This window comes from Pseudomonas rossensis, assembly GCF_039888995.1.
Classification (GTDB): Bacteria; Pseudomonadota; Gammaproteobacteria; order Pseudomonadales; family Pseudomonadaceae; genus Aquipseudomonas; species Aquipseudomonas rossensis.
Map to the genome: position 1 here is coordinate 35068 of NZ_JBBWCB010000004.1, position 25056 is coordinate 60123.

The 25056-nt window shown below is 56.8% G+C and carries 28 protein-coding genes and 1 other RNA gene; 24 read left to right on the top strand and 5 right to left on the bottom strand.

Features of this window, described 5'->3' with window-relative positions:
• The first annotated feature begins 22 nt into the window (after positions 1-22).
• The 23 genes from WLY71_RS02355 to WLY71_RS02465 all read left to right on the top strand — a co-directional run bounded on the left by WLY71_RS02355 (position 23) and on the right by WLY71_RS02465 (position 20130).
• Entirely contained in the window at positions 23-847 is an 825-nt protein-coding gene (locus WLY71_RS02355; RefSeq protein ID WP_347802340.1) for a (Fe-S)-binding protein, read from the top strand.
• Positions 844-2298, top strand: coding sequence for a LutB/LldF family L-lactate oxidation iron-sulfur protein (locus WLY71_RS02360; RefSeq protein ID WP_347802341.1), 1455 nt, complete (start codon positions 844-846; stop codon positions 2296-2298). The genes WLY71_RS02355 and WLY71_RS02360 overlap by 4 nt, the downstream gene beginning before the upstream one ends.
• A complete protein-coding gene (locus WLY71_RS02365) occupies positions 2298-2969 on the top strand; it encodes a LutC/YkgG family protein (protein WP_347802342.1) in 672 nt (223 codons plus the stop codon). Before WLY71_RS02360 ends, WLY71_RS02365 begins: the two co-directional genes overlap by 1 nt.
• Entirely contained in the window at positions 2966-5785 is a 2820-nt protein-coding gene (locus WLY71_RS02370) for an FAD-binding and (Fe-S)-binding domain-containing protein (protein WP_347802343.1), read from the top strand. Before WLY71_RS02365 ends, WLY71_RS02370 begins: the two co-directional genes overlap by 4 nt.
• A gap of 119 nt (positions 5786-5904) precedes the next feature.
• Positions 5905-6177 (top strand): hypothetical protein, encoded by a 273-nt coding sequence (locus WLY71_RS02375; RefSeq protein WP_347802344.1) that lies wholly within the window; start codon positions 5905-5907, stop codon positions 6175-6177.
• Positions 6178-6231: 54 nt separating this feature from the next.
• Positions 6232-6411 (top strand): hypothetical protein, encoded by a 180-nt coding sequence (locus WLY71_RS02380; protein WP_347802345.1) that lies wholly within the window; start codon positions 6232-6234, stop codon positions 6409-6411.
• Between the two features lie 92 nt (positions 6412-6503).
• The gene (locus WLY71_RS02385; RefSeq protein ID WP_347802346.1) at positions 6504-6758 is read left to right on the top strand and encodes a hypothetical protein; all 255 of its coding nucleotides are present in this window, start codon (positions 6504-6506) and stop codon (positions 6756-6758) included.
• Between the two features lie 108 nt (positions 6759-6866).
• Positions 6867-7260, top strand: a transfer-messenger RNA (tmRNA) gene (gene ssrA, locus WLY71_RS02390).
• A 166-nt stretch (positions 7261-7426) separates the two neighbouring features.
• Positions 7427-8671, top strand: coding sequence for a tyrosine-type recombinase/integrase (locus WLY71_RS02395; protein WP_347802347.1), 1245 nt, complete (start codon positions 7427-7429; stop codon positions 8669-8671).
• Positions 8672-8729: 58 nt separating this feature from the next.
• Complete coding sequence (locus WLY71_RS02400; RefSeq protein WP_347802348.1) at positions 8730-9569, top strand: hypothetical protein; 840 nt, start codon at positions 8730-8732, stop codon at positions 9567-9569.
• A gap of 72 nt (positions 9570-9641) precedes the next feature.
• Positions 9642-9896, top strand: coding sequence for a helix-turn-helix transcriptional regulator (locus WLY71_RS02405; protein ID WP_347802349.1), 255 nt, complete (start codon positions 9642-9644; stop codon positions 9894-9896).
• 380 nt (positions 9897-10276) lie between these two features.
• On the top strand, positions 10277-10459 hold the full coding sequence (locus tag WLY71_RS02410) for a hypothetical protein (RefSeq protein ID WP_347802350.1): 183 nt from the start codon (positions 10277-10279) through the stop codon (positions 10457-10459).
• Positions 10456-10746: a DUF3077 domain-containing protein gene (locus WLY71_RS02415; protein WP_347802351.1), complete on the top strand. Its 291-nt coding sequence runs from the start codon at positions 10456-10458 to the stop codon at positions 10744-10746. The genes WLY71_RS02410 and WLY71_RS02415 overlap by 4 nt, the downstream gene beginning before the upstream one ends.
• A gap of 2 nt (positions 10747-10748) precedes the next feature.
• Positions 10749-11159 (top strand): virulence-associated protein E, encoded by a 411-nt coding sequence (locus WLY71_RS02420; protein ID WP_347802352.1) that lies wholly within the window; start codon positions 10749-10751, stop codon positions 11157-11159.
• Positions 11156-12331 (top strand): AAA family ATPase, encoded by a 1176-nt coding sequence (locus tag WLY71_RS02425; protein WP_347802353.1) that lies wholly within the window; start codon positions 11156-11158, stop codon positions 12329-12331. The genes WLY71_RS02420 and WLY71_RS02425 overlap by 4 nt, the downstream gene beginning before the upstream one ends.
• The gene (locus WLY71_RS02430; protein ID WP_347802354.1) at positions 12328-12624 is read left to right on the top strand and encodes a hypothetical protein; all 297 of its coding nucleotides are present in this window, start codon (positions 12328-12330) and stop codon (positions 12622-12624) included. The genes WLY71_RS02425 and WLY71_RS02430 overlap by 4 nt, the downstream gene beginning before the upstream one ends.
• Positions 12621-12848 carry a DNA-binding protein gene (locus WLY71_RS02435; protein ID WP_231987141.1) on the top strand — a complete coding sequence of 76 codons (228 nt, stop codon included), beginning with the start codon at positions 12621-12623 and terminating at the stop codon, positions 12846-12848. The genes WLY71_RS02430 and WLY71_RS02435 overlap by 4 nt, the downstream gene beginning before the upstream one ends.
• Positions 12849-12953: 105 nt before the next feature.
• Positions 12954-13181, top strand: coding sequence for a ribbon-helix-helix domain-containing protein (locus WLY71_RS02440; RefSeq protein WP_347802355.1), 228 nt, complete (start codon positions 12954-12956; stop codon positions 13179-13181).
• A 2-nt stretch (positions 13182-13183) separates the two neighbouring features.
• Positions 13184-15022, top strand: coding sequence for a ClpP-like prohead protease/major capsid protein fusion protein (locus WLY71_RS02445; RefSeq protein ID WP_347802356.1), 1839 nt, complete (start codon positions 13184-13186; stop codon positions 15020-15022).
• A 28-nt stretch (positions 15023-15050) separates the two neighbouring features.
• Positions 15051-16424, top strand: a complete 1374-nt coding sequence (locus WLY71_RS02450; protein ID WP_347802357.1) for a tyrosine-type recombinase/integrase — start codon at positions 15051-15053, stop codon at positions 16422-16424.
• A gap of 798 nt (positions 16425-17222) precedes the next feature.
• Complete coding sequence (locus WLY71_RS02455; RefSeq protein ID WP_347802358.1) at positions 17223-18479, top strand: integrase domain-containing protein; 1257 nt, start codon at positions 17223-17225, stop codon at positions 18477-18479.
• Positions 18480-18856: 377 nt separating this feature from the next.
• Positions 18857-19837: an integrase domain-containing protein gene (locus WLY71_RS02460; RefSeq protein WP_347802359.1), complete on the top strand. Its 981-nt coding sequence runs from the start codon at positions 18857-18859 to the stop codon at positions 19835-19837.
• Positions 19834-20130 (top strand): hypothetical protein, encoded by a 297-nt coding sequence (locus WLY71_RS02465; protein WP_217857583.1) that lies wholly within the window; start codon positions 19834-19836, stop codon positions 20128-20130. Before WLY71_RS02460 ends, WLY71_RS02465 begins: the two co-directional genes overlap by 4 nt.
• A gap of 135 nt (positions 20131-20265) precedes the next feature.
• On the opposite strand, the gene arsH is transcribed toward WLY71_RS02465, so the two are convergent.
• From arsH to WLY71_RS02485, 4 genes are read right to left on the bottom strand one after another with little or no spacing between them, the layout of a single operon-like run.
• Positions 20266-20979, bottom strand: a complete 714-nt coding sequence (gene arsH, locus WLY71_RS02470) for an arsenical resistance protein ArsH (protein ID WP_123719522.1) — start codon at positions 20977-20979, stop codon at positions 20266-20268.
• Positions 20980-21002: 23 nt separating this feature from the next.
• Positions 21003-21473: an arsenate reductase ArsC gene (locus tag WLY71_RS02475; protein WP_347802360.1), complete on the bottom strand. Its 471-nt coding sequence runs from the start codon at positions 21471-21473 to the stop codon at positions 21003-21005.
• Positions 21474-21487: 14 nt separating this feature from the next.
• Positions 21488-22771, bottom strand: coding sequence for an arsenic transporter (locus tag WLY71_RS02480; protein WP_347802361.1), 1284 nt, complete (start codon positions 22769-22771; stop codon positions 21488-21490).
• Between the two features lie 30 nt (positions 22772-22801).
• Positions 22802-23158: a metalloregulator ArsR/SmtB family transcription factor gene (locus WLY71_RS02485; RefSeq protein WP_038978877.1), complete on the bottom strand. Its 357-nt coding sequence runs from the start codon at positions 23156-23158 to the stop codon at positions 22802-22804.
• A gap of 183 nt (positions 23159-23341) precedes the next feature.
• On the opposite strand from WLY71_RS02485, the gene arsN2 reads away from it, so the two are divergent.
• Positions 23342-23842: an arsenic resistance N-acetyltransferase ArsN2 gene (gene arsN2, locus WLY71_RS02490; protein WP_080772026.1), complete on the top strand. Its 501-nt coding sequence runs from the start codon at positions 23342-23344 to the stop codon at positions 23840-23842.
• Here the strand turns inward: arsN2 and WLY71_RS02495 are convergent.
• On the bottom strand, positions 23810-25054 hold the full coding sequence (locus tag WLY71_RS02495; protein ID WP_347802362.1) for a hypothetical protein: 1245 nt from the start codon (positions 25052-25054) through the stop codon (positions 23810-23812). The genes arsN2 and WLY71_RS02495 overlap by 33 nt on opposite strands.
• Positions 25055-25056 lie beyond the last annotated feature (2 nt).

A 25056-nucleotide genomic window follows, 5' to 3' on the forward strand; every position in this document is an offset into this window, starting at 1 on the left:
AACCGGCCGAGAGACACGCCTGATGAGCGAGCTTTTTTACAACGCTGTGCCGAATGCGACCCGCGTCGCCCCGCCACTGCCCGAGCCTCGGCAATACCCCAGCGAGAAACCGTCACGGGTCTACCTGTTCGGAACCTGCGTGGTGGATTTGTTCTACCCTGAAGCCGGGATGGACGCGATTCACTTGCTGGAACGCGAAGGCATTCGTGTCGAGTATCCGCAGGGGCAAAGCTGCTGCGGGCAACCGGCCTACACCTCGGGTTACACCGAGCAGGCGAGGAGCGTGGCACGCTCGCAACTGGCGCTGTTTGCCGGGGACTATCCGGTGGTGGTGCCATCGGGATCGTGTGCCGGGATGTTGCGCGAACACTACGCCGACTTGTTCAAGGACGAGCCGGACACGCTGAAACAGGTTCAGGCGCTGGCTGCCCGGACTTATGAACTGGCCGAGTTTTTGTTGTTTGTCTGCAAGGTGCAGCTCAAGGACAGTGGCGAGCCAGTCAAAGTAGCGTTGCACACGTCGTGCTCGGCACGCCGTGAGATGAACACCCACTTGCATGGCCGCGAGTTGTTGGCGCAACTCCGTAACGTGGAGCGAGTCGACCACAACCATGAAAGTGAATGCTGTGGCTTCGGTGGGACTTTCAGCGTCCGTATGCCAGACATTTCCGGCGCGATGGTGGCTGACAAGACGCGCTCGTTGAAGGAATCCGGCGCGCACAAGGTACTGAGTGCCGACTGCGGTTGTCTGATGAACATCAACGGCTCGCTGGAGAAACAGAAGGAAGCGTTGCGCGGCCAACACCTGGCCAGCTTCCTTTGGCAGCGAACGGGAGGTGTTCTATGAACGCTTCCGCGATTATTCCTACGGTCGCCGTAGAAGAAGATTTCCGCACCCGGGCTCATAAGGCGTTGGGTGACAAGCAGCTGCGAAACAACTTTCGCACTGCGATGGATTCATTGATGTCAAAACGGGCAGCGTCCTTCAGCGATGCCCACGAAAGAGAACATTTGCGAGCGCTGGGCAATGCTGTCCGTGCCCGTGCTTTATCCAAGTTGCCCGACCTGCTCGAGCAGCTTGAACAGAACCTGACCCGCAACGGTGTGACAGTGCACTGGGCGGAAACGGTGGATGAGGCCAATGGCATCGTCCTCTCGATCATCCGCGCTCACGAGGGGCGGCAAGTGATCAAGGGCAAATCGATGGTCAGCGAAGAGATGGAAATGAATCACTTCCTCGCTGAACAGGGCATTGAATGTCTGGAATCGGACATGGGCGAGTACATCGTCCAGCTCGACCACGAGAAGCCTTCACACATTATTATGCCGGCGATCCACAAGAATGCCGGTCAGGTCGCGTCCTTGTTTCACGACAAACTTGGCGTGGAATACACCAAGGACGTTGACCAACTCATTCAGATCGGTCGCAAAGTCTTGCGACAGAAATTCTTCGAAGCGGACATCGGCGTCTCCGGCGTCAACTTCGCCGTGGCCGAAACCGGCACCTTGCTGCTGGTGGAAAACGAAGGCAACGGGCGCATGACCACCACGGTGCCACCGGTGCACATCGCCGTCACCGGCATCGAAAAAGTCGTGGAAAACCTGCGCGATGTGGTGCCGCTGCTATCACTGCTGACCCGTTCAGCCCTCGGCCAGCCGATCACCACCTACGTCAACATGATCTCCAGCCCGCGCAAGGAACATGAACTCGACGGCCCTCAGGAAGTGCACCTGGTATTGCTCGACAACGGTCGCAGCCAGGCCTTCGCCGACAGCGAATTGCGCCAGACCCTGAACTGCATCCGCTGCGGCGCCTGTATGAATCATTGCCCGGTCTACACCCGAATCGGCGGCCACGCCTATGGGGAGGTTTACCCTGGACCTATCGGAAAAATCATCACCCCGCACATGGTCGGTCTGGCGAAAGTCCCGGACCACCCGAGTGCCTCGTCGCTGTGTGGCGCCTGCGGTGAAGTCTGTCCGGTAAAAATTCCGATTCCGGCGCTGCTGCGTCGCCTACGGGAAGAGAACGTCAAAGCCCCGGACAGCCCTCATCAAGTGATGCGTGGCCAGGGCAGCAAGTACTCGCGTAAAGAACGGTTTATCTGGAATGCCTGGGCGAAGCTCAACAGTTCACCCACGCTTTATCGACTGTTCGGCTTCTTTGCCACTCGCTTGCGCACGCTGGCGCCGAGCAACGTCGGCCCCTGGACGCAAAACCACAGCGCACCGAAGCCCGCTGCCCGCTCACTGCATGACATGGCCCGCGAGCATCTGGCCAAACAGGGAGATCGTTGATGAGCGCCAAGCAAAATATCCTCGCCAAGTTACGGAAAAGTCTGACGGGTACCACGCCGGTGCCTGACGAATTTGACGTCGAACTGGTGACAGCGCCCTACACGTACACCGCCCAGCAACGCATCCCGCAGCTGCGCAAACTGATGGAAGCGGTGCACACCGAAATCCATCTGACGTCCGGCGAAGGTTGGCCTTCGTTGCTTGCTCAGTTGTTGCGGGACCGTCAGTTGCCGAGTTTGTTGATTGCACCGACTACGCCTCACGGGCAACGCGTCACTCAGCACTGGGCGAAAAATCCTGATCTGCCAACGCTCAAATCCTACGAACGTCCGGCTGAAGAATGGAAGACCGAATTGTTCAATGACACGCCGGCCAGCCTGACCGGCACCCTCGGTGCAATCGCTGCCACAGGTAGTCTGATTCTCTGGCCGACGCGGGAAGAACCGCGCCTGATGAGCCTGGTGCCGCCAGTGCATTTCGCCCTGCTCAAGGCCAGTGAAATCCGCGACAACTTCTATCAAGTGCAGCAGGAATTCGAGTGGGCCCAAGGCATGCCGACCAACGCGTTGCTGGTGTCCGGCCCTTCAAAAACTGCTGACATCGAGCAGGTCCTGGCTTACGGCGCTCACGGCCCGAAAGACCTCGTGGTCATGATCCTGGAGGACCAATGAATCTACCCGAGGCTTTCCTGCGAGATGCGCAGCAACTGATCCCCCAGGAGCGACGTTTCGACGACCCGCTGTCGACCTTGGCCTTCGGCACCGACGCCAGTTTCTACCGGCTGATTCCGAAACTGGTGATTCGTGTTGAATCCGAAGATGAAGTGGTGGCGCTGCTGAAACTGGCGCAACGGGATCAGGTCCCGGTGACCTTCCGCGCCGCCGGCACCAGCCTGTCAGGCCAGGCCATCAGCGATTCGGTGTTGATCGTCCTGGGGGATAACTGGAACGGTCGCGAGATCCGTGGCCAAGGCACGCAAATCCGTCTGCAACCGGGCGTGATTGGCGCGCAGGCCAACGCGTGGCTGGCGCCGTTCGGGCGCAAGATAGGCCCGGACCCGGCCTCGATCAATGCCTGTAAAATCGGTGGCATCGTCGCCAACAATGCCAGCGGCATGTGCTGCGGCACGGCGCAAAATACCTATCACACGTTGGCTGGCATTCGTCTGGTGCTGGCCGACGGCAGCCGTCTCGATACCGAAAATGCGGCGAGTGTTGCGGCGTTTCGTGAGAGCCACGCTTCGCTGCTTGAACGCCTGGCAACGTTAGGCCGCGAAACCCGTGCCAATGCCGAACTGGCGGCGAGAATTCGCCACAAATACCGTCTGAAAAATACCACCGGGCTATCACTTAATGCGCTGGTGGATTTCGACGAGCCTGTGGATATCTTGAGCCACTTGCTGGTGGGCTCCGAAGGCACCCTCGGCTTCATCAGCGCGGTGACTTACGACACGGTGATCGATCATCCGAACAAGGCCTCGGCGCTGATCGTGTTTCCGGACGTGGAGACCTGCTGCAACGCCGTCACCGTGCTGAAAAGCCAACCGGTGTCGGCCGTGGAACTGCTGGACCGACGCAGTCTGCGTTCGGTGCAGGACAAACCCGGCATGCCCGCTTTCGTACAACAGCTGTCGAACAATGCCTGCGCGCTGCTTATCGAGTCCCGCGCCGCATCGTCCACATTGCTGCAGGAACAACTGGCGCACATCACGGCGTCGTTGACTTCTTTCCCGGTGGAAAAACAAGTCGACTTCACCGAAGACCCGGTGGAAAACGCCCGGCTCTGGGCAATCCGCAAAGACACCTTCCCCGCTGTCGGCGCGGTGCGCAAAACCGGCACCACGGTGATCATCGAAGACGTGACCTTCCCGGTTGAACAACTGGCCATCGGCGTAAACCGCTTGATCGAGCTGTTCGACAAACATCACTACGACGAAGCGATCCTTTTCGGACACGCGCTGGAAGGCAATCTGCACTTCGTCTTCACCCAAGGCTTCAACAACCCGGAAGAAGTCGCACGCTATCAGGCGTTCATGGACGACGTGGCGCAACTGGTAGCGGTGGAGTTCGGCGGCTCGCTGAAAGCTGAACACGGCACCGGGCGCAACATGGCGCCCTTTGTCGAACTGGAATGGGGCAGCGATGCCTACCAGTTGATGTGGCAGCTTAAACGTCTGCTCGACCCTAATGGCATTCTCAACCCGGACGTGGTGCTCAGCGAGGATCCGCAGATCCACCTCAAGCACCTGAAGCCGTTGCCGGCCGCCGATGAGATTGTGGATAAGTGCATCGAGTGCGGCTTCTGCGAACCGGTCTGCCCGTCGAAAGGCCTGACCCTGAGCCCGCGCCAGCGCATCGTGATCTGGCGTGACATTCAGGCGAAGAAACGCGCTGGCGTGGACACCACCGAACTCGAAGCCGCTTACGAATACCAAGGCATCGACACCTGCGCCGCCACCGGCCTCTGCGCGCAGCGTTGCCCTGTAGGAATCAGCACCGGCGAGCTGGTGAAAAAGCTCCGCAGCCGGAAGGCAACTCATACAAAAACCGCCAATTGGCTGGAAGGTAATTTCGCCACTGCGCTGCAAGGTGCACGTTTCACCCTGCACGTGGCCAACGGTGCACGGATGCTGCTGGGGGCGCCACGATTGGCAAAGCTTTCGGCAACGTTGACGAGCCTATCCAAAGGTCAGGTCCCGCAGTGGACCAACGCCATGCCCCAACCGGAAAAAGCCATTCGCTTCAGCCCGGCCGTGTCGGACGAACGCCCTCGAGTGGTGTACCTGGCGGCCTGCGTCTCGCGGGCAATGGGCCCGGCGGCGGGTGATGAAGAGCAAATGTCGCTGTACGACAAAACCCGTGGGCTGCTGGAAAAAGCCGGTTACCAAGTGGTCTTCCCGGACAACCTGGACAACCTCTGCTGCGGGCAACCGTTCGCCTCCAAGGGCTACGCCGAACAGGCCGAGCAAAAACGCCAGGAACTGATCGGCGCCTTGCTGCACGCCAGTCGCGGCGGGCTCGACCCGATCTATTGCGACACCAGCCCCTGCACCTTGCGACTGGCCCAGGACCTGGGTGATGTGCGTCTGGACCTGTACGACCCGGTGCGTTTCATTCGTACGCATCTGATGGATCGTCTGGATTTCACGCCCCAGGATGCGCCAATCGCAGTGCACGTCACCTGTAGCACCCAGCACCTTGGGGAAAGTCAGGCGTTGATCGATCTGGCGCGCAAGTGCAGCAAAACGGTGGTCATCCCCGAAGGCATTCACTGTTGCGGATTTGCCGGGGACAAGGGTTTCACTACGCCGGAATTGAACGCTCATTCGCTAAGAACGCTCAAGAACGCGGTTCGGCAATGCAGCGAGGGGATTTCTACCAGCCGCACGTGTGAGATAGGTCTGACGCAACACGGCGGAATTAACTACCACGGGCTAGTCTATCTGGTGGATCGGGTAACGCAGGCGAGGGTTATGTACGAAAAATAGAACCCTTATGCGCTGCCGTAGTCCACAGAATAAGCCCGGAAATTACCGGGCTTTACCCAAACTCGGCAGCCCGTCCTGACGGCCAGCGATGCCTGGACCCTCAGTTCAAGGAGATACTCATGAAACGTTCTGTACTGTTAGGTCTGTTCGTTACTGTCTCGCTGATGGCGTCCACCTCGTTTGCCGCCGAAGACCTCTGTGCGGTCAACTTGAAAACCATCGAAAATGCCAAGACACAGACTCCTCCTGAGATGACTGATCAGGTAATGGAAAGCGTCACGAAAGCCAAAGCCGATCAGGCAAAAGGCACCAAGGAAGGGACGGATGACTGCATCGCCGAGACCGAACAAACTATCCAGCAAATCAAGAACGCGAATAAAGGTGGGAAGTAATCCAGTACAAGGCCAACCTTCGGGTTGGGCTGGTGGCCCCCGGAGCCACCCAATATGAAGCAAACCAAAACCCGCCAATTGCGGGTTTTGTTGCATCTGGGTTGCTCACGTGGAAGAGGCCACCAGCGAAAAGAAGCGATTGCGCCAGCGTTTAAAGCCATTGCTTCTATCAAACAATTTTTTCATAGCCTTTCTGAAAAAACCGAATTCCTGCGCTGCGTCGTAGTCTTTTAAGTAGGCCTCATTAATCGTGGCTTGTTTTTCGACCTCGGCCGAGCCGCCCGCTCATACGGCAGCACCGAGACCATCAGTTCAAGGAGATATCCATGAAACGTACCGCACTTGCTGGTTTGTTCATGTCTGCTGCAATGTTGGCCTCTCCCGTATTTGCAGCGGACAACGACCTTTGTACGAGCAAGCTTCAAGAGCTCAAAGCCAAAGTGACATCACTGCCGGCGAGCTCCGATAACACCACAATGGAGATCAAAAGACTGCTGGCCAGCGCCGAAGCTTCAAAAGCCTCCGGGGACGACAAGAAATGCGCCACCGAGGCCATCCAGGCATTGGCGCTGACACACTGAGCAACGACCCATGATCACTCGCGGCCAACCTTCGGGTTGGCCTTCTGAGCCGCGTTGGCGTACACTGCGCACGTCTGTTGCTCACTTGATTCACCGAGCAACAGGCTCGGGGCCGTTTAGGATTCGACGCCGGTTGCGAAACTTTAGGTGCATGCCGAGTTGGTAACAGAACTCGTAAATCCACTGTTGCAACTTTCTATAGTTGCCAATGACGAAACCTACGGGGAATACGCTCTCGCTGCGTAAGCAGCCTTAGCCCTTCCCTCCTGGTACCTTCGGGTCCAGCAATCATCAGGGGATGTCTGTAAACCCAAAGTGATTGTCATATAGAACAGAATCGCCGTGCAGTACGTTGTGGACGAAGCGGCTAAAACTTACACAACTCGCCCAAAGCACCCTGCCCGTCGGGTCGCTGAGGGTTAACTTAATAGACACGGCTACGCATGTAGTACCGACAGCGGAGTACTGGCGGACGGGGGTTCAAATCCCCCCGGCTCCACCAAATACTAGTTTCCACATGTTCCCACATGACTCGGAAACACCCCAAGAAGCCCGCCCCGCGCGGGCTTTCTTGTGTCTGGACATCCCCGAATGAACCCACACAGCATTGCACCCCGTGTATGCCTCCTTGTATGCTCGCCTTATAATTGAAACTGGGGCATACACGCATGAAGCGTTCGGAAATTAAGCGCCGTCCGATGGCAGACACCACCCTGGCCAGCCTTGAGCCTGAAGCCAGCACCTACCGTGAACTGGATGGCGCCGGGCTCTATCTGCGAGTGAAGCCCACCGGCCAGAAATCCTGGGAGCTGCGTTACAAAAAAGCCGATGGCAAATGGTCCTGGCTAGGCTTGGGAGGCTACGGCAAGGGCAGCCACCAGTTGACCGGCGAACAGGCACGTCAAAAGGCGGCAGAGCTACGCGACAGCACAATGAAAGATGGCAGCATGCTCGCCACCCAGCGCGCCCAAAAGGCAGCGGATCGCGAAGCCGCCAATAACACTTTCGAGCATCTGGCCCGCGAGTGGTACGCCAACAAGCGCAAAGGCTGGAGTGCTGGCACTGCCACCCGAACTATCGGCGCCCTGGAGCTTCATGTGTTCCCGGTTTTTGGCAAGCGACCCTATCAAGGAATTCTGCCGATGGAGTGGATGGAGTTTCTGCGCGGCATGGAGCAGACCGGCATTGTCGAGCAGACCAGCCGAGTACGCGGCATGTGCCGGGAAATTTACGACCTGGCCCGTGTGACAGGTCGCGCTACTCACAACCCGCTTGAAGGGCTGCACAAGTTTCTGCTGACTAAGCCAGCCGAAAATTATGCCCATGTTTCAATCGACGAGCTGCCGCCTCTATTGCGGGCCCTCAGAGCGTACCCAAGTGCGGCAGACGTTCGTATCGGTCTGCACCTGCTGTCTATGCTTGCCTGTCGTCCGTCTGAACTGCGAGAGGCCCGGTGGTCTGAGTTCGATTTAGACGGAGGCCTGTGGATCGTTCCCGCCGAACGAATGAAGCGTCGTCGTGAACACGTAGTGCCCTTGCCACGCCAAGCCATCGAACTGCTGCACGCTCTGCACAACATTACCGGGGCGTATTTGCTGCTGTTCCCAGGCCGTAGCGACACCACCAAGCCGCGCTCCAATACCGTTTTCCTAATGGCCTTACGTCGCCTTGGCTATGAAGGTCGGCAGACTGGCCACGGGTTCCGCCATATTGCCAGCACGATCCTCAACGAACACGGCTTCGACGAAAACCATATCGAAGCCCAGCTATCGCACGTCAAAGACGGAATTGCCGGGGTGTACAACAAAGCCCAATACCTGGCCCAGCGAACGACGATGATGCAGTGGTACGCCGACCACTTGGACATACTCGCTGTAGGCAATGTAGTGGAGTTCAAACGGGCACAAACTTAACATCTAAATCACCCGATGATTGACTTACCACTTAAGCGTTACAAAGAGGCGAACAACCGTGGGCAGCTATTACATAAGCGAGAAACAGGCAGCTCTGTTGCTGTCGAGACTTACAGGTCTAAACATCAACATTGACGACATGGATACATACTCCAACTCTGGAATAGCCCCTGCGTACATTAAATTTAGGCCTAAGGACAAAACTCAATATCCCGGAAGTAACTTTCAATTTGTGCAGCCGTCTATTGTTAGCGAAGTAGGGCTTAGCAACCTTACCGATATTGATGCACAGGGCTCGATGCAGATCCTGCCCTTTCCAATACCCGATTGCGGGACAATAAACAGTTCTATAGGAATTACATTCGCAGTCTTCGTAGCAGATTCAGATAGACGATTGATTGCAGTTTCCGACTCTCACTACGAGCGGGTATATGCACCTCAGGAGGTAACATTAGCGGCAAAAAACATCCTGCGCGCCTCGTCGGCAGCAAGCATTCCGGTTATTAATCACACCTGCGGTGAAACGTGGGAAATCGAGCGCGATCATGACCACGACGCGCTTACTGCATACATCATAAGTCCATTCGCTAACAGCAATGGTGTGCATGTTGATAAACGCCATCGCAAAGCTGGGGGTGACAACTCCAAGGACGAAGACCAACCATGCATGCGGCTGATTATTGCCGGAATGCTAGAGCTTATTCGGGAGGCTCGCGGGGACAGCTACAACAAAACGAAAATAAACAACGAGCTACGAGAACTCATGCCCCAAGCCACTTATAGGGGAATGAGTAAAAAGAGCATCGACGTAGCGTTTTCGGCGGCCTCCCTGGCAAAAGAGAATGCAGAGATTGAGGCTGGAATCCAGCCCCAGCGCCCGCAAAAACACACAAAATAGTTTTGCAATTGCAATGACTCCGCTAGATCGGGTGCATAACGTGGCAAGCCTCAACCGTATGGAGGCGTACAGATGCATCCGAATAATCCCAAGCCTAGTAAGGGGCTGATCCGCCAGCTTGCCCTCTGTCATTGGCTGGACGTAACACGATCCGGCCTTGAAAAACTGAAGGCGAAAGACCCGAACTTCCCCCTGCCGATCAGGGATGGTGACTCCCGCCAAGCTGCCACTTATTACGTCATGGCCGAAGTGGAAGCCTGGCTGCAATCCAAGATTGCCGCCCGAGACAAAGCCCAAGGCGAGCACTCTGGGGTTGCGAAACAGTGAGCGACCCGAACGTTACGCGCTCCAGTCGTGCCCTTTTTGTGCAGTCGTGCCCATGCCCAAGGCTGGGCACTACTGTGGGCACAAGGGCACGACTGCCGAAATCGGTTGCCAGTGATAGCTTTCGCGGTTATCGTTTTACGGTCGCTGCAAATTCAGCGACCGGGCGTCGCGGCCCGATCAGCAAAAGGCGCAACAGCGCCCCCATTACGATTGCAGGCGCTTTTTTTGTGCCCGCAGTTACGTGTTATGGCGGCTGTGCGTGGGAGGACTTCGGTCCTGCCGGGACCCTTTTGCCCCGGTCCGCGAACCCGCGTACAGCTGCCACCCCTCATTGCTTCGCGGCAATCAGTGGCAGCTCCTCAGCAAAAGGAGCGTCACCCATGCTTACCCGTCTTTTCAGCCTCACTCCGTCCGAAGTCTTGAACAAGGTCGAGCGTCACCGTGCTCGCGCTGTTGCTCAGCTCAAGAGCGGTTCCAGCCTCAAAGTTCGCCATCAGCGTTATAACGCCGAAATGGCCCGCGCTCGCTTCTTTGAAGCCGTGTTGGCTGGGGGCGCACAATGAAACATCTCACTACTACCGAAGTTCGTTTTATCTCTCCTGCCCACGCACACAAAAAACAAGAACTGTTTAGGGTTAACCCGGACATAAATGTTCAAAACGCTTTGCATATCGCTTCGGATCTTCTTGCCAGTGTGATGGATATCCTCGCTGATGCAGCTTCTGGGGGAATTCCACTTGAGGGCAATAACGCCTTTATGGTGACCCACACAGTTGAAAGCGCCCGAGCTGCGCTTAATTCCGTGCTGGGAAAGTTTGAAAAAATTAACGACCTCAATCTAGGGGCGTAATTATGAAAACTTTAAATCAGCGCCCAGTTGCGCTGGCGGGATCGGCTTGCCTGGAAAAAGTACTTAGCTGCCTCGACAAAGTTAAATCTACTGGCACTAACAAATGGAAAGCGCGCTGCCCCGCGCATGACGACAAGTCTCCAAGCCTGGCAATAACTGAAACATCAGATGGTACTGTTTTGCTCAAGTGCTGGGCCGGATGTACAGCTCAGGACATTGTTTCCGCTATCGGTTTGGAGTTGCGTGATCTATTCCCAGGCGTAAAGCGCGAACGCCGCGGCCCCAGTGCTGCCGCGATTAATCATGAGCGCGCCGTATACCTAATCGGACAGTCGCTGCTCGATGACGGAAAGTTGTCTGGCGACGATCTACAGCGCTTCAACCTCGCCAAGCAACGCCTGGGGGTCAAATGAGTGCTCAAGATCGTTTTGCAGAACAGTGGGCGAAGGCCGACGGCCCCGCCGTATGGAAGGTGAACACCGTGAGCGCCGCGAGCATCAAGCCGGTGGCCATTCGCTGGTTGTGGCCTGGTTGGCTGGCCAAAGGAAAGTTGCACATTTTGGCAGGCGCTGGCGGTACCGGGAAAACCACGCTGCTGATCAGCCTGATCGCAACCATCACTACGGGTGGGCGTTGGCCGGACGGCAGCCGTTGCAGCGAGCCCGGTAACGCCCTGATCTGGTCGAGTGAGGATGACCCCGCCGACACGTTGGTGCCTCGACTGGCCGCTGCTGGCGCAGATCTAAACCGGGTCCACATCATCCAAGGCCGCACCAATGCCCAGGGAGAGGCTGACCCGTTCGACCCGGCCAACGACATTGCCTTGCTGAGGGCGACCGCAAACGAAATCGGCGGGGTGTCGCTACTGATGCTCGACCCCATCGTCAGCGCGGTGAAGGGTGATATGCACAAAGCCAATGACGTGCGTCGAGCCCTGCAAGGCGTGGTGGACTTTGCTGAACAGAATCTCTGTGCGGTGGTGGGAATCTCCCACTTTGCCAAGGGAGGTGCAGGATCATCACCGGCAGATCGAGTGATCGGTTCACAGGCATTCTCGGCGCTGGCAAGGACGGTGCTCGTGGCAGCTAAACAGGAAGGCACCGACATGCGAGTGCTGGCCCGGGCGAAGTCCAACATCGGCACCGATGAAGGCGGCGTCTCTTACACTATCGAGCCTTGCGACATCGGCGGCGGGATCGAGGCCACCCGTGTGGTGTGGGGTGATGTTATCGAAGGGAGTGCTCGCGACATCCTCGGCGACGCCGAAGCCTGCGACGAAGAGCGTCTGGATGACAGCGACAATCCAGCGGAAGCCTTGCGGCGAATCCTGAGCGCTGGACCACTGACGGGAAAAGAAGCGAAAAACCTGATGGTGGGCAACGGGTATACGCAAAAGCAGATCAGGAATGCGCGAGAACATCTGTCGATCACTACTGCCAGGGCAGGGTTTGGCGCAGACACCGTGGTCACCTGGTCACTCCCTCAAGCGACGGGTGATTACGCGGCCTTTCCTCACAGGGAAAAAAGGCCAGCTATGGATGCACCCTTGGAAGCCGAGCTGAGTGCGGATGAGGTGGCGATATGAGCACCGCCATCGACTATTTAGCGCAGCACGGTTTGTCGGCGCGCCAGAAGGGAAATCGAGTGGTGGTATCGCCCAGGTCGCGGGTCACGGATGACCTGCAAAAATATATCCGCGCACATCGTCTTGAGTTACTGGCCGAGCTGGCTGCGAATGATGGGATTGAGCGCCGCTGCCACTGGAGAGTAGTTCGGGGCGAAAGACCTATATGCACGATGGTGGGTGTACCCGTTACGCGTAACGAAGCGCTGGCTGAGGTTCGTTGGCGCTGGCCTGATGCGGAGGTGACACCGTGAGTGTTGAGGACGAAATCTACACCCGTTTGCAGCAGATGGATGTTGCTCCCCTGCTCGGCGGCCTGGTGCCGGAGAACGCCACCGCCAAGCTGCTGGGATACACACCTTCATACTTCCGCCAAATGGCGTCAGCTGGTCAATCGCCACTTCCGTACGTCCGCCGAGGTAATCGAAGGTTTTATAAAATCGCAGATATCAGCAAATTCGTTACGGAAACCGCATAAAAACGAAGATTTACCGCGTTGAGTGGCCATGGCTGTTTCTCCAATGTGTGCGTTCTCACATTGCTGACATTTATCAGCAGTTCAGAAAGCTTACGGAGAAACCCCATGGCCGAAAAACGCATGACCATTCACTTGGACGAAGACTGCATTCGCAACCTCGAACAACTAAAACGCCGCCTTGATGCCGAAGCCGGTGAGCACGCCCCAATGTTCTCTCTGCCCGCCCTGGCCCGCCACGCTATCCGCAAGTGGTGCGACCATGTCGCCGCTCCCATGCCGCGCCCCTGGGAACAACAGCCCGCTAGCGATGACGACGCCAGCAGCGAGGGCTGAGCATGGACATTCAAATCTATGACGTGATCGACGAAGTCACCGCTCAAAAGGTCAAGGCCATGGTGGTCGGCCAACTGCCGCTAACCGTCCATATCAATAGCCCTGGCGGCAGCGTAACCGACGCCCTGGCGATCTACAGCATCCTGAATAAGCACCAGGGCCATGTCACTGCTGTCGTCGATGGTTTGTGTGCCAGTGCGGCCACCATCGTGGCGCTGGCCGCCGATGAAATCGTGATGGCCGAGCACAGCTTGATGATGGTTCACAACCCGTGGACCGTTACATCTGGCGATGCCACCAAGATGCGTAAAACTGCCGATACCCTTGACGTGGCCAGCCGCGAAATGGCCGCGCTTTATACCGCGCGAACAGGCCTTAGCGGAGAAAAGGTAGTGGCAATCATGGGAGCCGAAACCTGGTTCAACGCCTATGAAGCCGTCGAAGCTGGTTTTGCCCATCGTGTAGACAACGCCGAGCGCAGCAAGCCACGTCTGGCAGCGACAGCAATGTCATTTTTGGCCACGGTTGTTCAGGCGCCAGAAGCCGCAACGCAATCTCTCCAGCGGCTAACTGACAGCCGAGAAGTCCACCGCCAAAAGCTCAACGCACTTATCGGATCCTTTGCAAGACACGAAAGCGTTCAGCGCCTACAAGCGAGTAAAGAGTTCATGACCTATAGCATTGACCAAGCCCGTGAAAAGCTGATGGCAGCCATCGGCGAAGGCACCACTCCAATCAGTAGCCAAGTCCCTTACACGTATGGCCATGTTAGTAATGGCAACATCGTCCGTGACGGCATGATCGATGCCCTGAGCACGCGCCTCGGTATCGCTCAAGCTCAGGATGCCAACAACCCTTATCGAACCATGACCTTGGCTGAGATGGCTCGCGCGTCTCTCACCGAACGTGGTGTAGGCGTGGCCAGTTACGGCTCGAAAATGCAGTTGGTGGGGGCAGCCTTTACACACACCACCAGCGACTTCGGTAATGTGCTGATGAGCGTTTCCGAAAAAGCCATGCTGCGGGGCTGGGAGTCCAGCGGCGAGACGTTCCAACGCTGGACCAAAAAAGGCTCGCTGAGCAACTTCAACCCTGCGCGCCGAGTTGGCATGTCCGGCTTCCCAACGTTGCCGAAAGTCCTAGAAGGGGCTGAGTACAAATACGTGACCTGCAACGACCGGGGCGCACCGATCGCTCTCGCGACCTATGGCGGACTGTTCAGCATTACCCGCCAGGCGATCATCAATGATGACTTGAGCGCATTCAGCGCGCTTCCTGCCCACCTGGGCCGTTCGGCAAGCCGCACCATTGGCGACTTGGTTTATTCAGTGCTGACCACCAACGCGGCCTTCGTCGACGGCAAGCCATTGTTCAGTGCCGATCACGGCAACATCGACGAAACCGGCGCCGCTATGTCCCCTGCGATCCTGGGCGAACTGCGCCGCAAGATGCGCTTGCAGAAAGATGACTTCGATACAGCGCTGAATATCTCACCCGCTTTTGTCATTGTCCCGGCCGGCCTTGAGTCAGCCGCCATGCAGGTGCTGAACAGTACGTCGGTGCCAGGGCCAGAGACCAACAGCGGAATCGCCAACCCTGTCAGCAAGATGGGCCAGCTAATCGTCGAAAGCCGACTGGATCGACTGTCTACACCGTACTGGTTCGTCGCGGCGGAGCAAGGGTCGGACACCATCGAAGTGGCCTACCTGGAGGGCGTCGACACACCTTATTTGGAGGAGCAAGTAGGGTGGTCTGTGGACGGTGTTAGCCTCAAGGTGCGTATCGATGCCGGTGTGGCTCCGCTGGATTATCGCGGCCTGGCTCGCGCGAAAGCCGTCTAAGTTTCGCACCTATACGAAGCCATCACCTATGCCTTGTCCCGACCTCAAGACCCTGACGGTCGTGATCAGTGATGCCGAGATTCGCCGCCACACTGGCGGCGAAATTCGTCAACTGCGCGACATCCGTCACCCCGAACTCCGATTCCGCTACTCCACCACCGACCGCAACAAGGGCGCCTGGCATGTCGTCGTGCGTGGCAAGTGGGGCAAAGCCGGTAATTATCCCAGCATCAGTGCCAAACTGATGATTAGCACACTGCCCACGATCCTGGCACGACGCGCAGTCGATCCCAACGCAGCCTCCACCACCACCGCCTGGCGCACCGTTGGAGAGGTGCTGACCTGGTACGCCGATCGTATGGGGCGGGACCGGGGGTTGTCGGTCAAACGAAAAGCCAGTGTTCAGTCAGCCTTGCGCTGTCATCTGGTACCACGCCTTCAGGATGTCACGCTGGCAAACCTTGACCGTGCCAGTCTCGACCGCCTGCTGATGTGGCCCATGCAAGAGCGTTACGCGTTGTCATTCGTGCGTTCGGTGTATGGCGTGCTGGCGGTCGCCTTCCGGCAGGCCATGCGCCTTGGCCTGATCACCGTCAATCCCATGGCCGACCTCAAGTACACCGACTTCGTACAGACCCGCATCAAGCCCAAGCCCGCCCGGTTACGCGGTGATGACCTACCAACGCTACTGCAAGACCTGACCGAACGGATCGAGCGTGCACCGCTGGAATCGATGCTCGCGTTGATGATGCTCTGTCATGGCACCCGACTGGGCGAAACGCGGCTGGCTCGTTGGAAGAACCTAAACCTCACCACCCGCCAGTGGTTTATCCCCGCACCGGACACCAAGACCAAAGCCGAGCACACGCTGCCACTGACCGAGCAAGCCTGCGCCCTGATCGAGCGTTACCGGACCCTGCAGAACGCAGCAGGGTATCAAGGGCCGCTCCTGTTCCCTGGACGCACTGGTACGGCGATTAGTGCCACCAACGCCAGCACCCTGTTTGCCGGTTTGGCCAAGGGTTCATGGTCGAGCCATGACCTGCGCAAAGTGGCTCGTACCGCCTGGGCTGATCTAGGCGTGGATTACATGGTGGGCGAAATGCTGCTGAACCACGCCATGAAAGACCTGGATGCGACCTACATCCACACCACTGCCGAGGGCATGAAGCGCAAGGCTCTGGAGACGTGGCACAACCACCTCGACCACCACGGCTTCACTGCCTTGCACGGTGGGACATATGCGGGACACGCGGTAGAGGCATCACCCACGCAGACCAGTATCAACGTGGCCTCCAGCGATTCTCAGTATCCATCCCAAGGGAGGATGCAGAATGATAGCGCCCGGGCGCCTCAGCCCCCAGCGCTCTGGGGGCAGTTCACCCAGTGGACGGACGTTTGAGCCAAGCGCTTTTGCCCAGTCGTGCCCTTGTGCCCTCAGTTGTGCCCACCCTTGAACATGGGCACGACTGCATAAAAAGGGCACGACTGGGGAAAAGTTGCACGAATGGATGACCGCGCAGACGTCGTGAATGGCTGACAGGGCTCGCCCCTCCAATTTCCAAAAGGTACTCCCGGACGCCACCCCCATAGGGGGTAATTCGGGCCCCGCCGTATGTCTATGTATGACCTATTTACAGAGGTTGGTTGTTGTTTAGTGAAAGCAACAAAAGCCCCAGCCAATAAGGGTTCCACCCCAGATCCGATGCAACGAAGGCTGAATCTGCCCCCCTGACACCACAACTGTCAGGTTGGCCTAAGTTGGTATGCTCGTTACGCAAGGTACTTTTGGAATGTTGGACGCGGGTTCAGATGCTCAACGAGGATTCCAACCGCCAGCGTTACGCGTAACGATCAGATGCAGGAATGTGATTACTGGTAATTTTTCTTGCCCGACACGGCACAGCAACCAGCAGCGTGTATGCCACTGTGTATGCCTTGATTCACACACCCACGCCAAACCCAACGTTTGCAGGGACATTTAAGGTCGGTTCAAACGCCCCCGGCCCACCACTTCATCATCTAAAGACGTCCACGGACGTCTTTTTTTGTGCCTGAAATCCAGTGAAATCAAGGGTTTCAGGGCTATTGAGCTCCTCAAAGGTTTTTTGAGTTCCAGCCGTTTGGGTATTCCAAATGGTATTCCAAGCTCTCCGGTGCTATTTTTTGGAATACCAAAACGGTGTCAGAGGTAGCTCTCATGCCTGCTCCAGCCCTCCGCCTCTCTGACCGCCAGCTCAAGGCAGTCAAGGCAAAAGACAAGGATTACGTCCTCAGCGATGGTGACGGCCTTCAGCTCCGGGTCAGGAGCAATGGCTCGATGCTGTGGAACTTCAATTACCGCGAGCCGGTAACAAAAAATCGTATCAATATGGGGCTGGGCACGTACCCAGAGCTCTCGCTAGCGAACGCCAGGAAGAAAGTGGTGGAAGCACGCGAGCTGCTTGCACAAGGCATTGATCCCAAAGTGCAACGCAATGCACAGGACGAAGCCAAACGAGCGGAGACGGAACACACGTTTGAAAACGTGGCCACCACCTGGTTCGAGCTGAAGAAGGACTCCGTCACGCCGGCGTACGCCGAAGACATTTGGCGATCGCTCACGCTGCATGTATTTCCAGACCTGAAAACAACGCCGCTCTCGAAAATTACCGCACCGATTGTCATCGAGCTACTTCGCCCAATCGAGGCCAAAGGCAGCCTCGAAACAGTGAAGCGGCTGAGCCAGCGCCTTAACGAGATCATGACCTACGGGGTCAATTCAGGACTGATCTTTGCGAACCCCCTCAGTGGCATTCGGGCGGTGTTCAAGAAACCCAAGAAAGAGAACATGGCCGCGCTACGGCCTGACGAGCTTCCGGAACTCATGATGGAAATCGCAAATGCCAACATCAAGCGGGTTACGCGCTGCCTGATCGAATGGCAGCTGCACACCATGACCCGCCCTGCCGAAGCGGCCACCACTCGGTGGGTAGACATCGACTTCGACAAACGCATTTGGACCATCCCACCGGAGCGCATGAAAAAGCGTCGCCCGCACACCATCCCGCTGACGGAACAGGCACTCGCACTACTGGAGACACTCAAGCCCCACAGCGGCCACAGAGAATACGTATTCCCGGCAGATAGAAACCCGCGCACCCACGCCAATAGCCAGACCGCCAACATGGCGTTAAAACGCATGGGCTTTCAGGACCGCTTGGTCAGTCACGGCATGCGCTCCATGGCCAGCACTATCCTGAACGAACATGGCTGGGACCCCGAGCTGATCGAAGTCGCGTTGGCGCATGTCGATAAGGACGAAGTTCGGAGCGCCTACAACCGGGCGGACTACATCGAACGCCGGAGACCAATGATGGCTTGGTGGAGTGAGCACATCAAAAAAGCAGCAACGGGCAGTCTGTCGGCAACTGCCATCAATGACACCAGGAACTGCAATGTCGTGCCTATACGGTGAGCGCTCACCGGACACCGCCGGTAACCGAAAATGACTCCCAGATAGAGTGATGGTTGATTTGGCGACAGCGGCGACACCGGCGACAACTCGCGTAATACCTGGTCTGCAGCATGGCGACAGAAGTGGCGACTGTCGCCGCTGCAAGCCGCTCTCTTGGGACTTTCTCGGCCAAGCCCACGCAAGCGGGAAGGCTACGCAAGGCAACAGTTCACACATCAGCGATCTGGTTGAGCGCCTACACCGGGAAGGTGCCGAGTTGTTCTGCCAGGACAACCGGCTGTGTTTTCGTCCCAGTGACTGGGGCCAACTCCCCCCTGTGAGCGGCCAGTGGCGCGAGCTATTGGCATACCTGCGCCAGCATGAGGAGGAGTTCCAGGATGGCCCTGGTCGGCAGGCGTGACGGTCGTAACTTTGGTTATGGCCGCCAATTGAGTTACGCCGGTCCGCAGGCACTCAAGGACTTATTCGGCGGTGGCCATTTTGCTACGGTCAAAACCCACAGCGATCGCTGGCAGGCGTTCGTGCGCTGGTGTCGATCAGAAGAGGGTCCGGGCTACAACGATGCGCGGCAAATTGATCGACAAACGCTGTTCAACTATGCCCAGTACCTGCGTCAGCAAATCGACCACGGTGACCTCAGCATCGCCACCGCGCAAAACCGATTGTCCAGCGTCAACCGCACACTCGCGGCGCTGCGCGGTGATCAGTATGTGAAAGTCCCGAGCCCGAGCCAGACGTTAGGGCAGCAGCGCTCGACGATCCGCACCGTCGCGCCACAAGGCCAGGATCGGCAGCAGATTGAGCGCATTACTCAGTCACTTCGCAATCAAGGACACCATCGCGTCTGCGCCATCGTGCACTTAGCTCGCGAAACCGGCATGCGTTTGCGCGAAGCGATCCTGGCTGATCTGCCTCGATTACAACGTGAAGCCGAGAGGTTTGGTCGAATCAACATCCAGGACGGCACTAAAGGCGGCCGCTCAGGTGCTTCAGCGCCGCGATGGGTCGCGGCTAATGAACAAGTGAAAAGCGCGTTACTGCTGGCTCAAAGCGCATCACCGGCCGGCAGCCGCAACTTGCTGGCCCGAGATGAAAGCTACGCCACGCTCCTGCAACAGACCGTGCGCTCTGCCCGCGAAATACTGCATAAACAAGGGTTGAAGGGCTTTCATGAATTGCGAGCGGCCTACGCTTGCGAACGTTACGAGAAGATCACGGGCCACGCCGCACCAATCAATGGTGGCCACGGCTATCGCCATGACCGCGACCTTGATCAACGGGCGCGCCAACAGATCAGCCTTGAGCTCGGTCATCACCGCATCGATGTGGTTGCGGCCTACATTGGAGGCAAAGCATGACCAAACCCTTCGACATTGCGCTGTTCCTGAGCGGCGTTCTGACCGGCTCGCTGGCCACCCGTCAACGCCATCTTCGGCAAGCCCGAATCATGCAAGCGGCCATTCAACAGCGGTGGCAGCGAGATAATCCCTGGACCTGGCAACTCAAGCATGTGCGCTGGTTTCTCACTCAACACCTGAAAGACCAGTCCGACGCTACCCGGTATTATTATCGACTCACTGCCCTATTGGTGTGGAAGCGATTAGGGAACAGTCGAGAACTACTGATCTGTCGCTCGAATAGCTATAGGTAGGCAGCCCACGAATCTCACTTGACCGCCTTCATCTACATTACCTTGCACATTCTCTTGCAGAACGAACCTGCTCGAAGCTCACCGCCTTTGTGCGGTAACAATTTCATCGAATACGGGTGCGACATACTGATAACTTCAAATGGCACGCTGGTTGACCCGCTTTGAAAGTGCCTCGGCCGACTCCTTGCGTTCGGAGTACCGATCAACCAAGTAGTCTTGACGATCTCGCAGAAGCAACGTGAACTTCATCAGCTCCTCCATCACATCAACCAATCGGTCGTAATAGGAGGACGGTTTCATCCGACCTGCGTCGTCAAACTCCAGAAATGCCTTTGGTACCGAGGATTGGTTGGGGATGGTGAACATACGCATCCAGCGGCCCAGCACCCGGAGTTGGTTCACCACGTTGAAAGATTGCGAACCACCACAGACCTGCAGTACTGCCAATGTCTTGCCTTGGGTGGGACGGACAGCTCCCATCGCCAGCGGTACCCAGTCAATTTGTGCTTTGAACACCGCGCTCATAGAGCCATGTCGTTCTGGGGAGCACCAGACCTGGCCCTCGGACCACTGCATAAGCTCACGAAGCTCGCGAACCTTCTCATGGGAGTCCGGCGCATCGTCCGGTAACGGCAAACCCGATGGATCGAAGATTCGGGTTTCGGCGCCGAATTGCTCCAGCAGGCGAGAAGCCTCCTGCACCATCAACCGGCTGAAGGAACGTTCACGGGTAGACCCGTAGAGCAGCAGAATCCGCGGCTTGTGAGCAGACGGTTCCTTCGGCTGAAGTTGCTCCAGCGAGGGTAGATCAACCAGCTCTGGCTGGATGTTTGGCAAGACGTCGTTCATTCCAATCTCCTTAAATCCAATGGTTAGAGAGTACCGATGCGGTCGAGCGCTGCTTTGAGGTCATCCACACCCATTTGCCTTACAGGCAGAGCTATGAATGCGCGGACCCGTTCCTCGATCTTGGCTAGCGTCACTTGGAACGCGGCTTCGATCTCCGCTTCGCTACCGGTCGCGACGGATGGATCAGCCAAGCCCCAATGGGCTTTGAGAGAAGGGCCGAAGAAAATCGGGCAAGCCTCGCCTGCCGCACGATCGCAAACTGTAATGACGATGTCCGGTGGCGAACTTTCAAATGCATCCGAAGCCTTGCTTGATAGGCCTTCGGTAGAAATGCCGGCGGCTTCCAGAGTCTTCAACGCCTGAGCATTGACCTTGCCACTTGGAAAACTTCCCGAGCTCACAGCTTCCATTACCTCGGGCGCCAAGAGATTGAACAGTGCTTCAGACAATATGCTGCGGCAGCTGTTGTGGGTGCACATGAACAAGACTTTCATTAATTATCTCCGGTTCAGAAGCTCAGGCGGATTGCCAAAGCGGCCAGGGTGGCAAGCAGAATAGGTAGTGTCAGGACGATGCCTGTGCGGAAGTAGTAGCCCCAGGTAATAACGATGCTCTTGCGGGCCAACACATGCAGCCATAGCAAGGTGGCCAAGCTACCGATCGGGGTTATTTTTGGCCCGAGGTCACAGCCGATGATGTTGGCGTAAATCATGGCTTGTTGAACAACACCAGTAGCCTCAGAGGAATGTATCGATAGCGCCCCCACCAAGACGGTGGGCATGTTGTTCATAACAGAAGACAGTCCTGCGGCGAGTAACCCCGTACCCAGGGAAGCGCCCCATATGCCATAGCCAGCAAACACATTCAGGATCTGCGATAGATAATCTGTGAGGCCGGCGTTACGTAAGCCGTAGATCACCAGGTACATGCCAAGCGAGAACACTACGACCTGCCAGGGCGCCTCCTTGAGTACCTTACGTGTCGAGATGACATGGCCGCGCGCGGCGATCAAGTAGAGGATCAAAGCGCAGACTGCGGCAATGGCACTGATTGGCACGCCCAATGGCTCGATAACGAAGAAGCCGACCAACAAAAGCCCGAGTACCCACCCTCCAGCAATAAAGGTAGCCCTGTCGCGGATGGCAGCTTCGGGTGCCTTGAGTTGATCGAGGTCATAGGTGCGCGGTAGGTCCTTATGGAAGAACCACAGCAGCATGGCCAAAGTGGCAGCAATGCTGACCAGGTTCACCGGCACCATGATCGACGCGTACTCACTGAAGCCGATGTTGAAATAATCGGCTGAAACGATGTTGACCAGATTGGACACTACGAGAGGCAAGCTTGCGGTGTCGGCGATAAAACCAGCAGCCATGACGAATGCCAGTGTCGCCGCCGGTGAAAAACGCAACGCCAGCAGCATCGCAATGACGATAGGGGTAAGGATCAAGGCCGCACCATCATTGGCGAACAATGCGGATACGGCCGCCCCAAGCAAAATGATGAAGGCGAACAGTTTGCGACTGCTACCAGCGCCCCACCGAGCCACATGCAAAGCAGCCCATTCAAAAAAACCCGCCTCGTCCAGCAACAAGCTAATGATGATGACGGCGATAAACGTGCCAGTGGCGTTCCACACGATCTGCCAAACCACAGGAATATCAGACAAGCTAACCACACCAGTCAGCAGTGCAACTAATGCCCCCAGTGCTGCGCTCCAACCTACACCAAGCCCCTTGGGTTGCCAGATAACGAGAACTATCGTCACAAGAAAAATCAAAAACGCGATCAACATGAGCACAACTCAATCAGCAAAAAAGGGAGGTCAAACACAAGCGGCCGTGTTTTGGGGTCTTCCCCCCATCTCGGCGAGACGCATGGCATCTGTGTTCAACCAGTCCTGATTAGCATCGACGGCGCTGTTCAGCATCGTTCCAACCCACTCAGGCAAGGATGGGTGCAGGCGGTAATACACCCACTGTCCCTGACGACGATCCATCAAGATTCCGGCTTCTCGCAGCTGAGCGAGATGACGGGAAATTTTCGGCTGGCTTTGATCGAGTGCGCAGGTGAGCTCGCAGACACAGAGCTCACCCTCTCTTGCAATCAGCAAGGTCATACGAGCTCGAGTTTCGTCAGCCAAACACTTGAAAACGGCGGGGGGCGTCAAGGTTTCCTGCATGTGACCTCTTGGTGGGGACGCTCACTAGCGTGGCGGCCAAAATATCCGGGAAACCGAATATACGAAAAACCACATATGCGGTAAAGCACATATTAATATCAGACTGCCTCTGGCGGCTTATCAAGCCAAACCTCAACTCGGACCTATACTGAGCCCCAATCAGTCTCTCTTCAGAGCCCCCCCATGAACGAGTCAGATATTTCTGTTCGACTACTTGATGTCGACCAAATCGACGGTTTGGCGATTCAGCTGAACTCGGCGGGATTACCAACCCAAGACCTGCTGCAGCCCAATCGAATGTTCTATTCCTTCCATTATGGAGATACGACGCTGGGCTACGGTGGAATTGAAGGAAACGGTCCCGACCGACTGTTGCGCTCACTGGTCGTTGTTCCGGCTCAAAGGCAGGTCGGTGCAGGAACATTGCTGCTACACGCACTTGAGCGTATAGCTGCGGCCGATGAAGCCTTGCACCTTCACCTTCTGACAAACACGGCGGAAGACTTTTTCCAAACTCGAGGGTACGAACGCAGGGAGCGATCCCAAGCACCGGAAGCGATATCCAGTTCGACGGAGTTCGCGGCGCTGTGCCCTGCTTCGGCGGTCTACATGGTGAAGACACTAGACTCTACTGGCGCTGCTGCCTCTGTATCACCAGATGTAACTTGCCTCAACGAACGTTAATGAGTTGGTTCTCAAATGACCAAGGAAGGAATCTTGGGGCCCTCTGAAGATGTCGAACCCGGTGCTCACCCGCCACGAATCCGTTAATGCGTATTTGAGTCTTCCTCGCAGCATCCAATCGTTTCGAGGCTCAGTCCAAACCGCAAAGAGATCAAGGTCGGCTTTTGAGTCGAACAGTGGCTTGGCATACCTGAGCGTAATCCCATACTGATCACGGTCGAGCTCATTGCTGATCAGCGCCTGTGCCGCTTGTACCTGAGCAAGCAACGGGTTGTTCGACAGACTCGAAACTGACCTCAAGTGCCGCCAAAATCCCTGTAACGAAACAGTCTCGCGGTCACCGATATACCACTCAGCACCACCAATTGCTGAGGTATAGGGCTGTCGACGGGCAACAGCAGGATCCGATGACTGCTCGAAATCCACCCAAGCAATTTCTCCCCTATACGCCATTTCCCCACGGACTATTGTGAAGTCGCTACCGATCATGCGCATGCGAGTAGCGTGCTGACCGAGCGTGATGCCTTCAGGCGTGGCATTTCGTACTGCAAAGGTCGGAAACAAGTCATGACCGTCTATAACACTCACCGACCAATCAGCATCAGAGCCCAGCACGTCATACTTCACCGCAACTGTAGGACGCACATCCGGATCTTGCTCCCTGAAAACAACACCAGGTGTCTTCTCCAGCGGCACATCATTAAATTGAAAACGATCCAATACATGCATCTGCAGCTTTCCCGCGCCCACCTCACAGTCCAGATGCAGCCCCCAGTTTCCCGTGCGCTGATCAGTAGTTTCAGGGGTCAACCTTCGGTAGTTGCTCGGTGAAATCTGATCGGTGGGATTGATCCCATCAGCACGCCCCCACATCACCAGCTTTTTACCCAGGGCAGGCGCGCACACCGTCTCGCTGCTTTTCACATACAGCTCATTGACTCCTGCGTCTTCACGCTTCTCATCCAGACGCTCCGGTGACGATAGCGCCCAGACCTCACTGTTCAACTGCAGGCTTTCGGACGCCTGCCAATCCAGTTTGAGCTTGGCACGATTGGAGGACACCGCGTGTTTGTCATCCAACATCCGGTTGGATGACCACACGCCTGAAGCGACCTCACCTGTCACTTCCGGAGCGCTGGCATAAGCACACGCGGAGATAATCAGGGACGCGACAACACCGGCCCGCCACCAGGGCAAAAAGGACCCGCTCATCT

What these genes read in the sequence shown, in the direction of transcription:
- WLY71_RS02370 (WP_347802343.1), top strand. Translation starts at nt 2,966, where the DNA reads ATGAATCTACCCGAGGCTTTCCTGCGAGATGCGCAGCAACTGATCCCC.
- WLY71_RS02455 (WP_347802358.1), top strand. Translation starts at nt 17,223, where the DNA reads ATGCCTGCTCCAGCCCTCCGCCTCTCTGACCGCCAGCTCAAGGCAGTC.
- WLY71_RS02460 (WP_347802359.1), top strand. Translation starts at nt 18,857, where the DNA reads ATGGCCCTGGTCGGCAGGCGTGACGGTCGTAACTTTGGTTATGGCCGC.
- WLY71_RS02465 (WP_217857583.1), top strand. Translation starts at nt 19,834, where the DNA reads ATGACCAAACCCTTCGACATTGCGCTGTTCCTGAGCGGCGTTCTGACC.
- WLY71_RS02385 (WP_347802346.1), top strand. Translation starts at nt 6,504, where the DNA reads ATGAAACGTACCGCACTTGCTGGTTTGTTCATGTCTGCTGCAATGTTG.
- WLY71_RS02475 (WP_347802360.1), bottom strand. Translation starts at nt 21,473, where the DNA reads ATGAAAGTCTTGTTCATGTGCACCCACAACAGCTGCCGCAGCATATTG.
- WLY71_RS02425 (WP_347802353.1), top strand. Translation starts at nt 11,156, where the DNA reads ATGAGTGCTCAAGATCGTTTTGCAGAACAGTGGGCGAAGGCCGACGGC.
- WLY71_RS02380 (WP_347802345.1), top strand. Translation starts at nt 6,232, where the DNA reads ATGAAGCAAACCAAAACCCGCCAATTGCGGGTTTTGTTGCATCTGGGT.
- WLY71_RS02405 (WP_347802349.1), top strand. Translation starts at nt 9,642, where the DNA reads ATGCATCCGAATAATCCCAAGCCTAGTAAGGGGCTGATCCGCCAGCTT.
- WLY71_RS02485 (WP_038978877.1), bottom strand. Translation starts at nt 23,158, where the DNA reads ATGCAGGAAACCTTGACGCCCCCCGCCGTTTTCAAGTGTTTGGCTGAC.
- WLY71_RS02430 (WP_347802354.1), top strand. Translation starts at nt 12,328, where the DNA reads ATGAGCACCGCCATCGACTATTTAGCGCAGCACGGTTTGTCGGCGCGC.
- WLY71_RS02450 (WP_347802357.1), top strand. Translation starts at nt 15,051, where the DNA reads ATGCCTTGTCCCGACCTCAAGACCCTGACGGTCGTGATCAGTGATGCC.
- WLY71_RS02355 (WP_347802340.1), top strand. Translation starts at nt 23, where the DNA reads ATGAGCGAGCTTTTTTACAACGCTGTGCCGAATGCGACCCGCGTCGCC.
- WLY71_RS02480 (WP_347802361.1), bottom strand. Translation starts at nt 22,771, where the DNA reads ATGTTGATCGCGTTTTTGATTTTTCTTGTGACGATAGTTCTCGTTATC.
- WLY71_RS02420 (WP_347802352.1), top strand. Translation starts at nt 10,749, where the DNA reads ATGAAAACTTTAAATCAGCGCCCAGTTGCGCTGGCGGGATCGGCTTGC.
- WLY71_RS02365 (WP_347802342.1), top strand. Translation starts at nt 2,298, where the DNA reads ATGAGCGCCAAGCAAAATATCCTCGCCAAGTTACGGAAAAGTCTGACG.
- WLY71_RS02445 (WP_347802356.1), top strand. Translation starts at nt 13,184, where the DNA reads ATGGACATTCAAATCTATGACGTGATCGACGAAGTCACCGCTCAAAAG.
- WLY71_RS02495 (WP_347802362.1), bottom strand. Translation starts at nt 25,054, where the DNA reads ATGAGCGGGTCCTTTTTGCCCTGGTGGCGGGCCGGTGTTGTCGCGTCC.
- WLY71_RS02375 (WP_347802344.1), top strand. Translation starts at nt 5,905, where the DNA reads ATGAAACGTTCTGTACTGTTAGGTCTGTTCGTTACTGTCTCGCTGATG.
- WLY71_RS02415 (WP_347802351.1), top strand. Translation starts at nt 10,456, where the DNA reads ATGAAACATCTCACTACTACCGAAGTTCGTTTTATCTCTCCTGCCCAC.
- WLY71_RS02395 (WP_347802347.1), top strand. Translation starts at nt 7,427, where the DNA reads ATGAAGCGTTCGGAAATTAAGCGCCGTCCGATGGCAGACACCACCCTG.
- WLY71_RS02360 (WP_347802341.1), top strand. Translation starts at nt 844, where the DNA reads ATGAACGCTTCCGCGATTATTCCTACGGTCGCCGTAGAAGAAGATTTC.
- arsH (WP_123719522.1), bottom strand. Translation starts at nt 20,979, where the DNA reads ATGAACGACGTCTTGCCAAACATCCAGCCAGAGCTGGTTGATCTACCC.
- WLY71_RS02410 (WP_347802350.1), top strand. Translation starts at nt 10,277, where the DNA reads ATGCTTACCCGTCTTTTCAGCCTCACTCCGTCCGAAGTCTTGAACAAG.
- WLY71_RS02440 (WP_347802355.1), top strand. Translation starts at nt 12,954, where the DNA reads ATGGCCGAAAAACGCATGACCATTCACTTGGACGAAGACTGCATTCGC.
- arsN2 (WP_080772026.1), top strand. Translation starts at nt 23,342, where the DNA reads ATGAACGAGTCAGATATTTCTGTTCGACTACTTGATGTCGACCAAATC.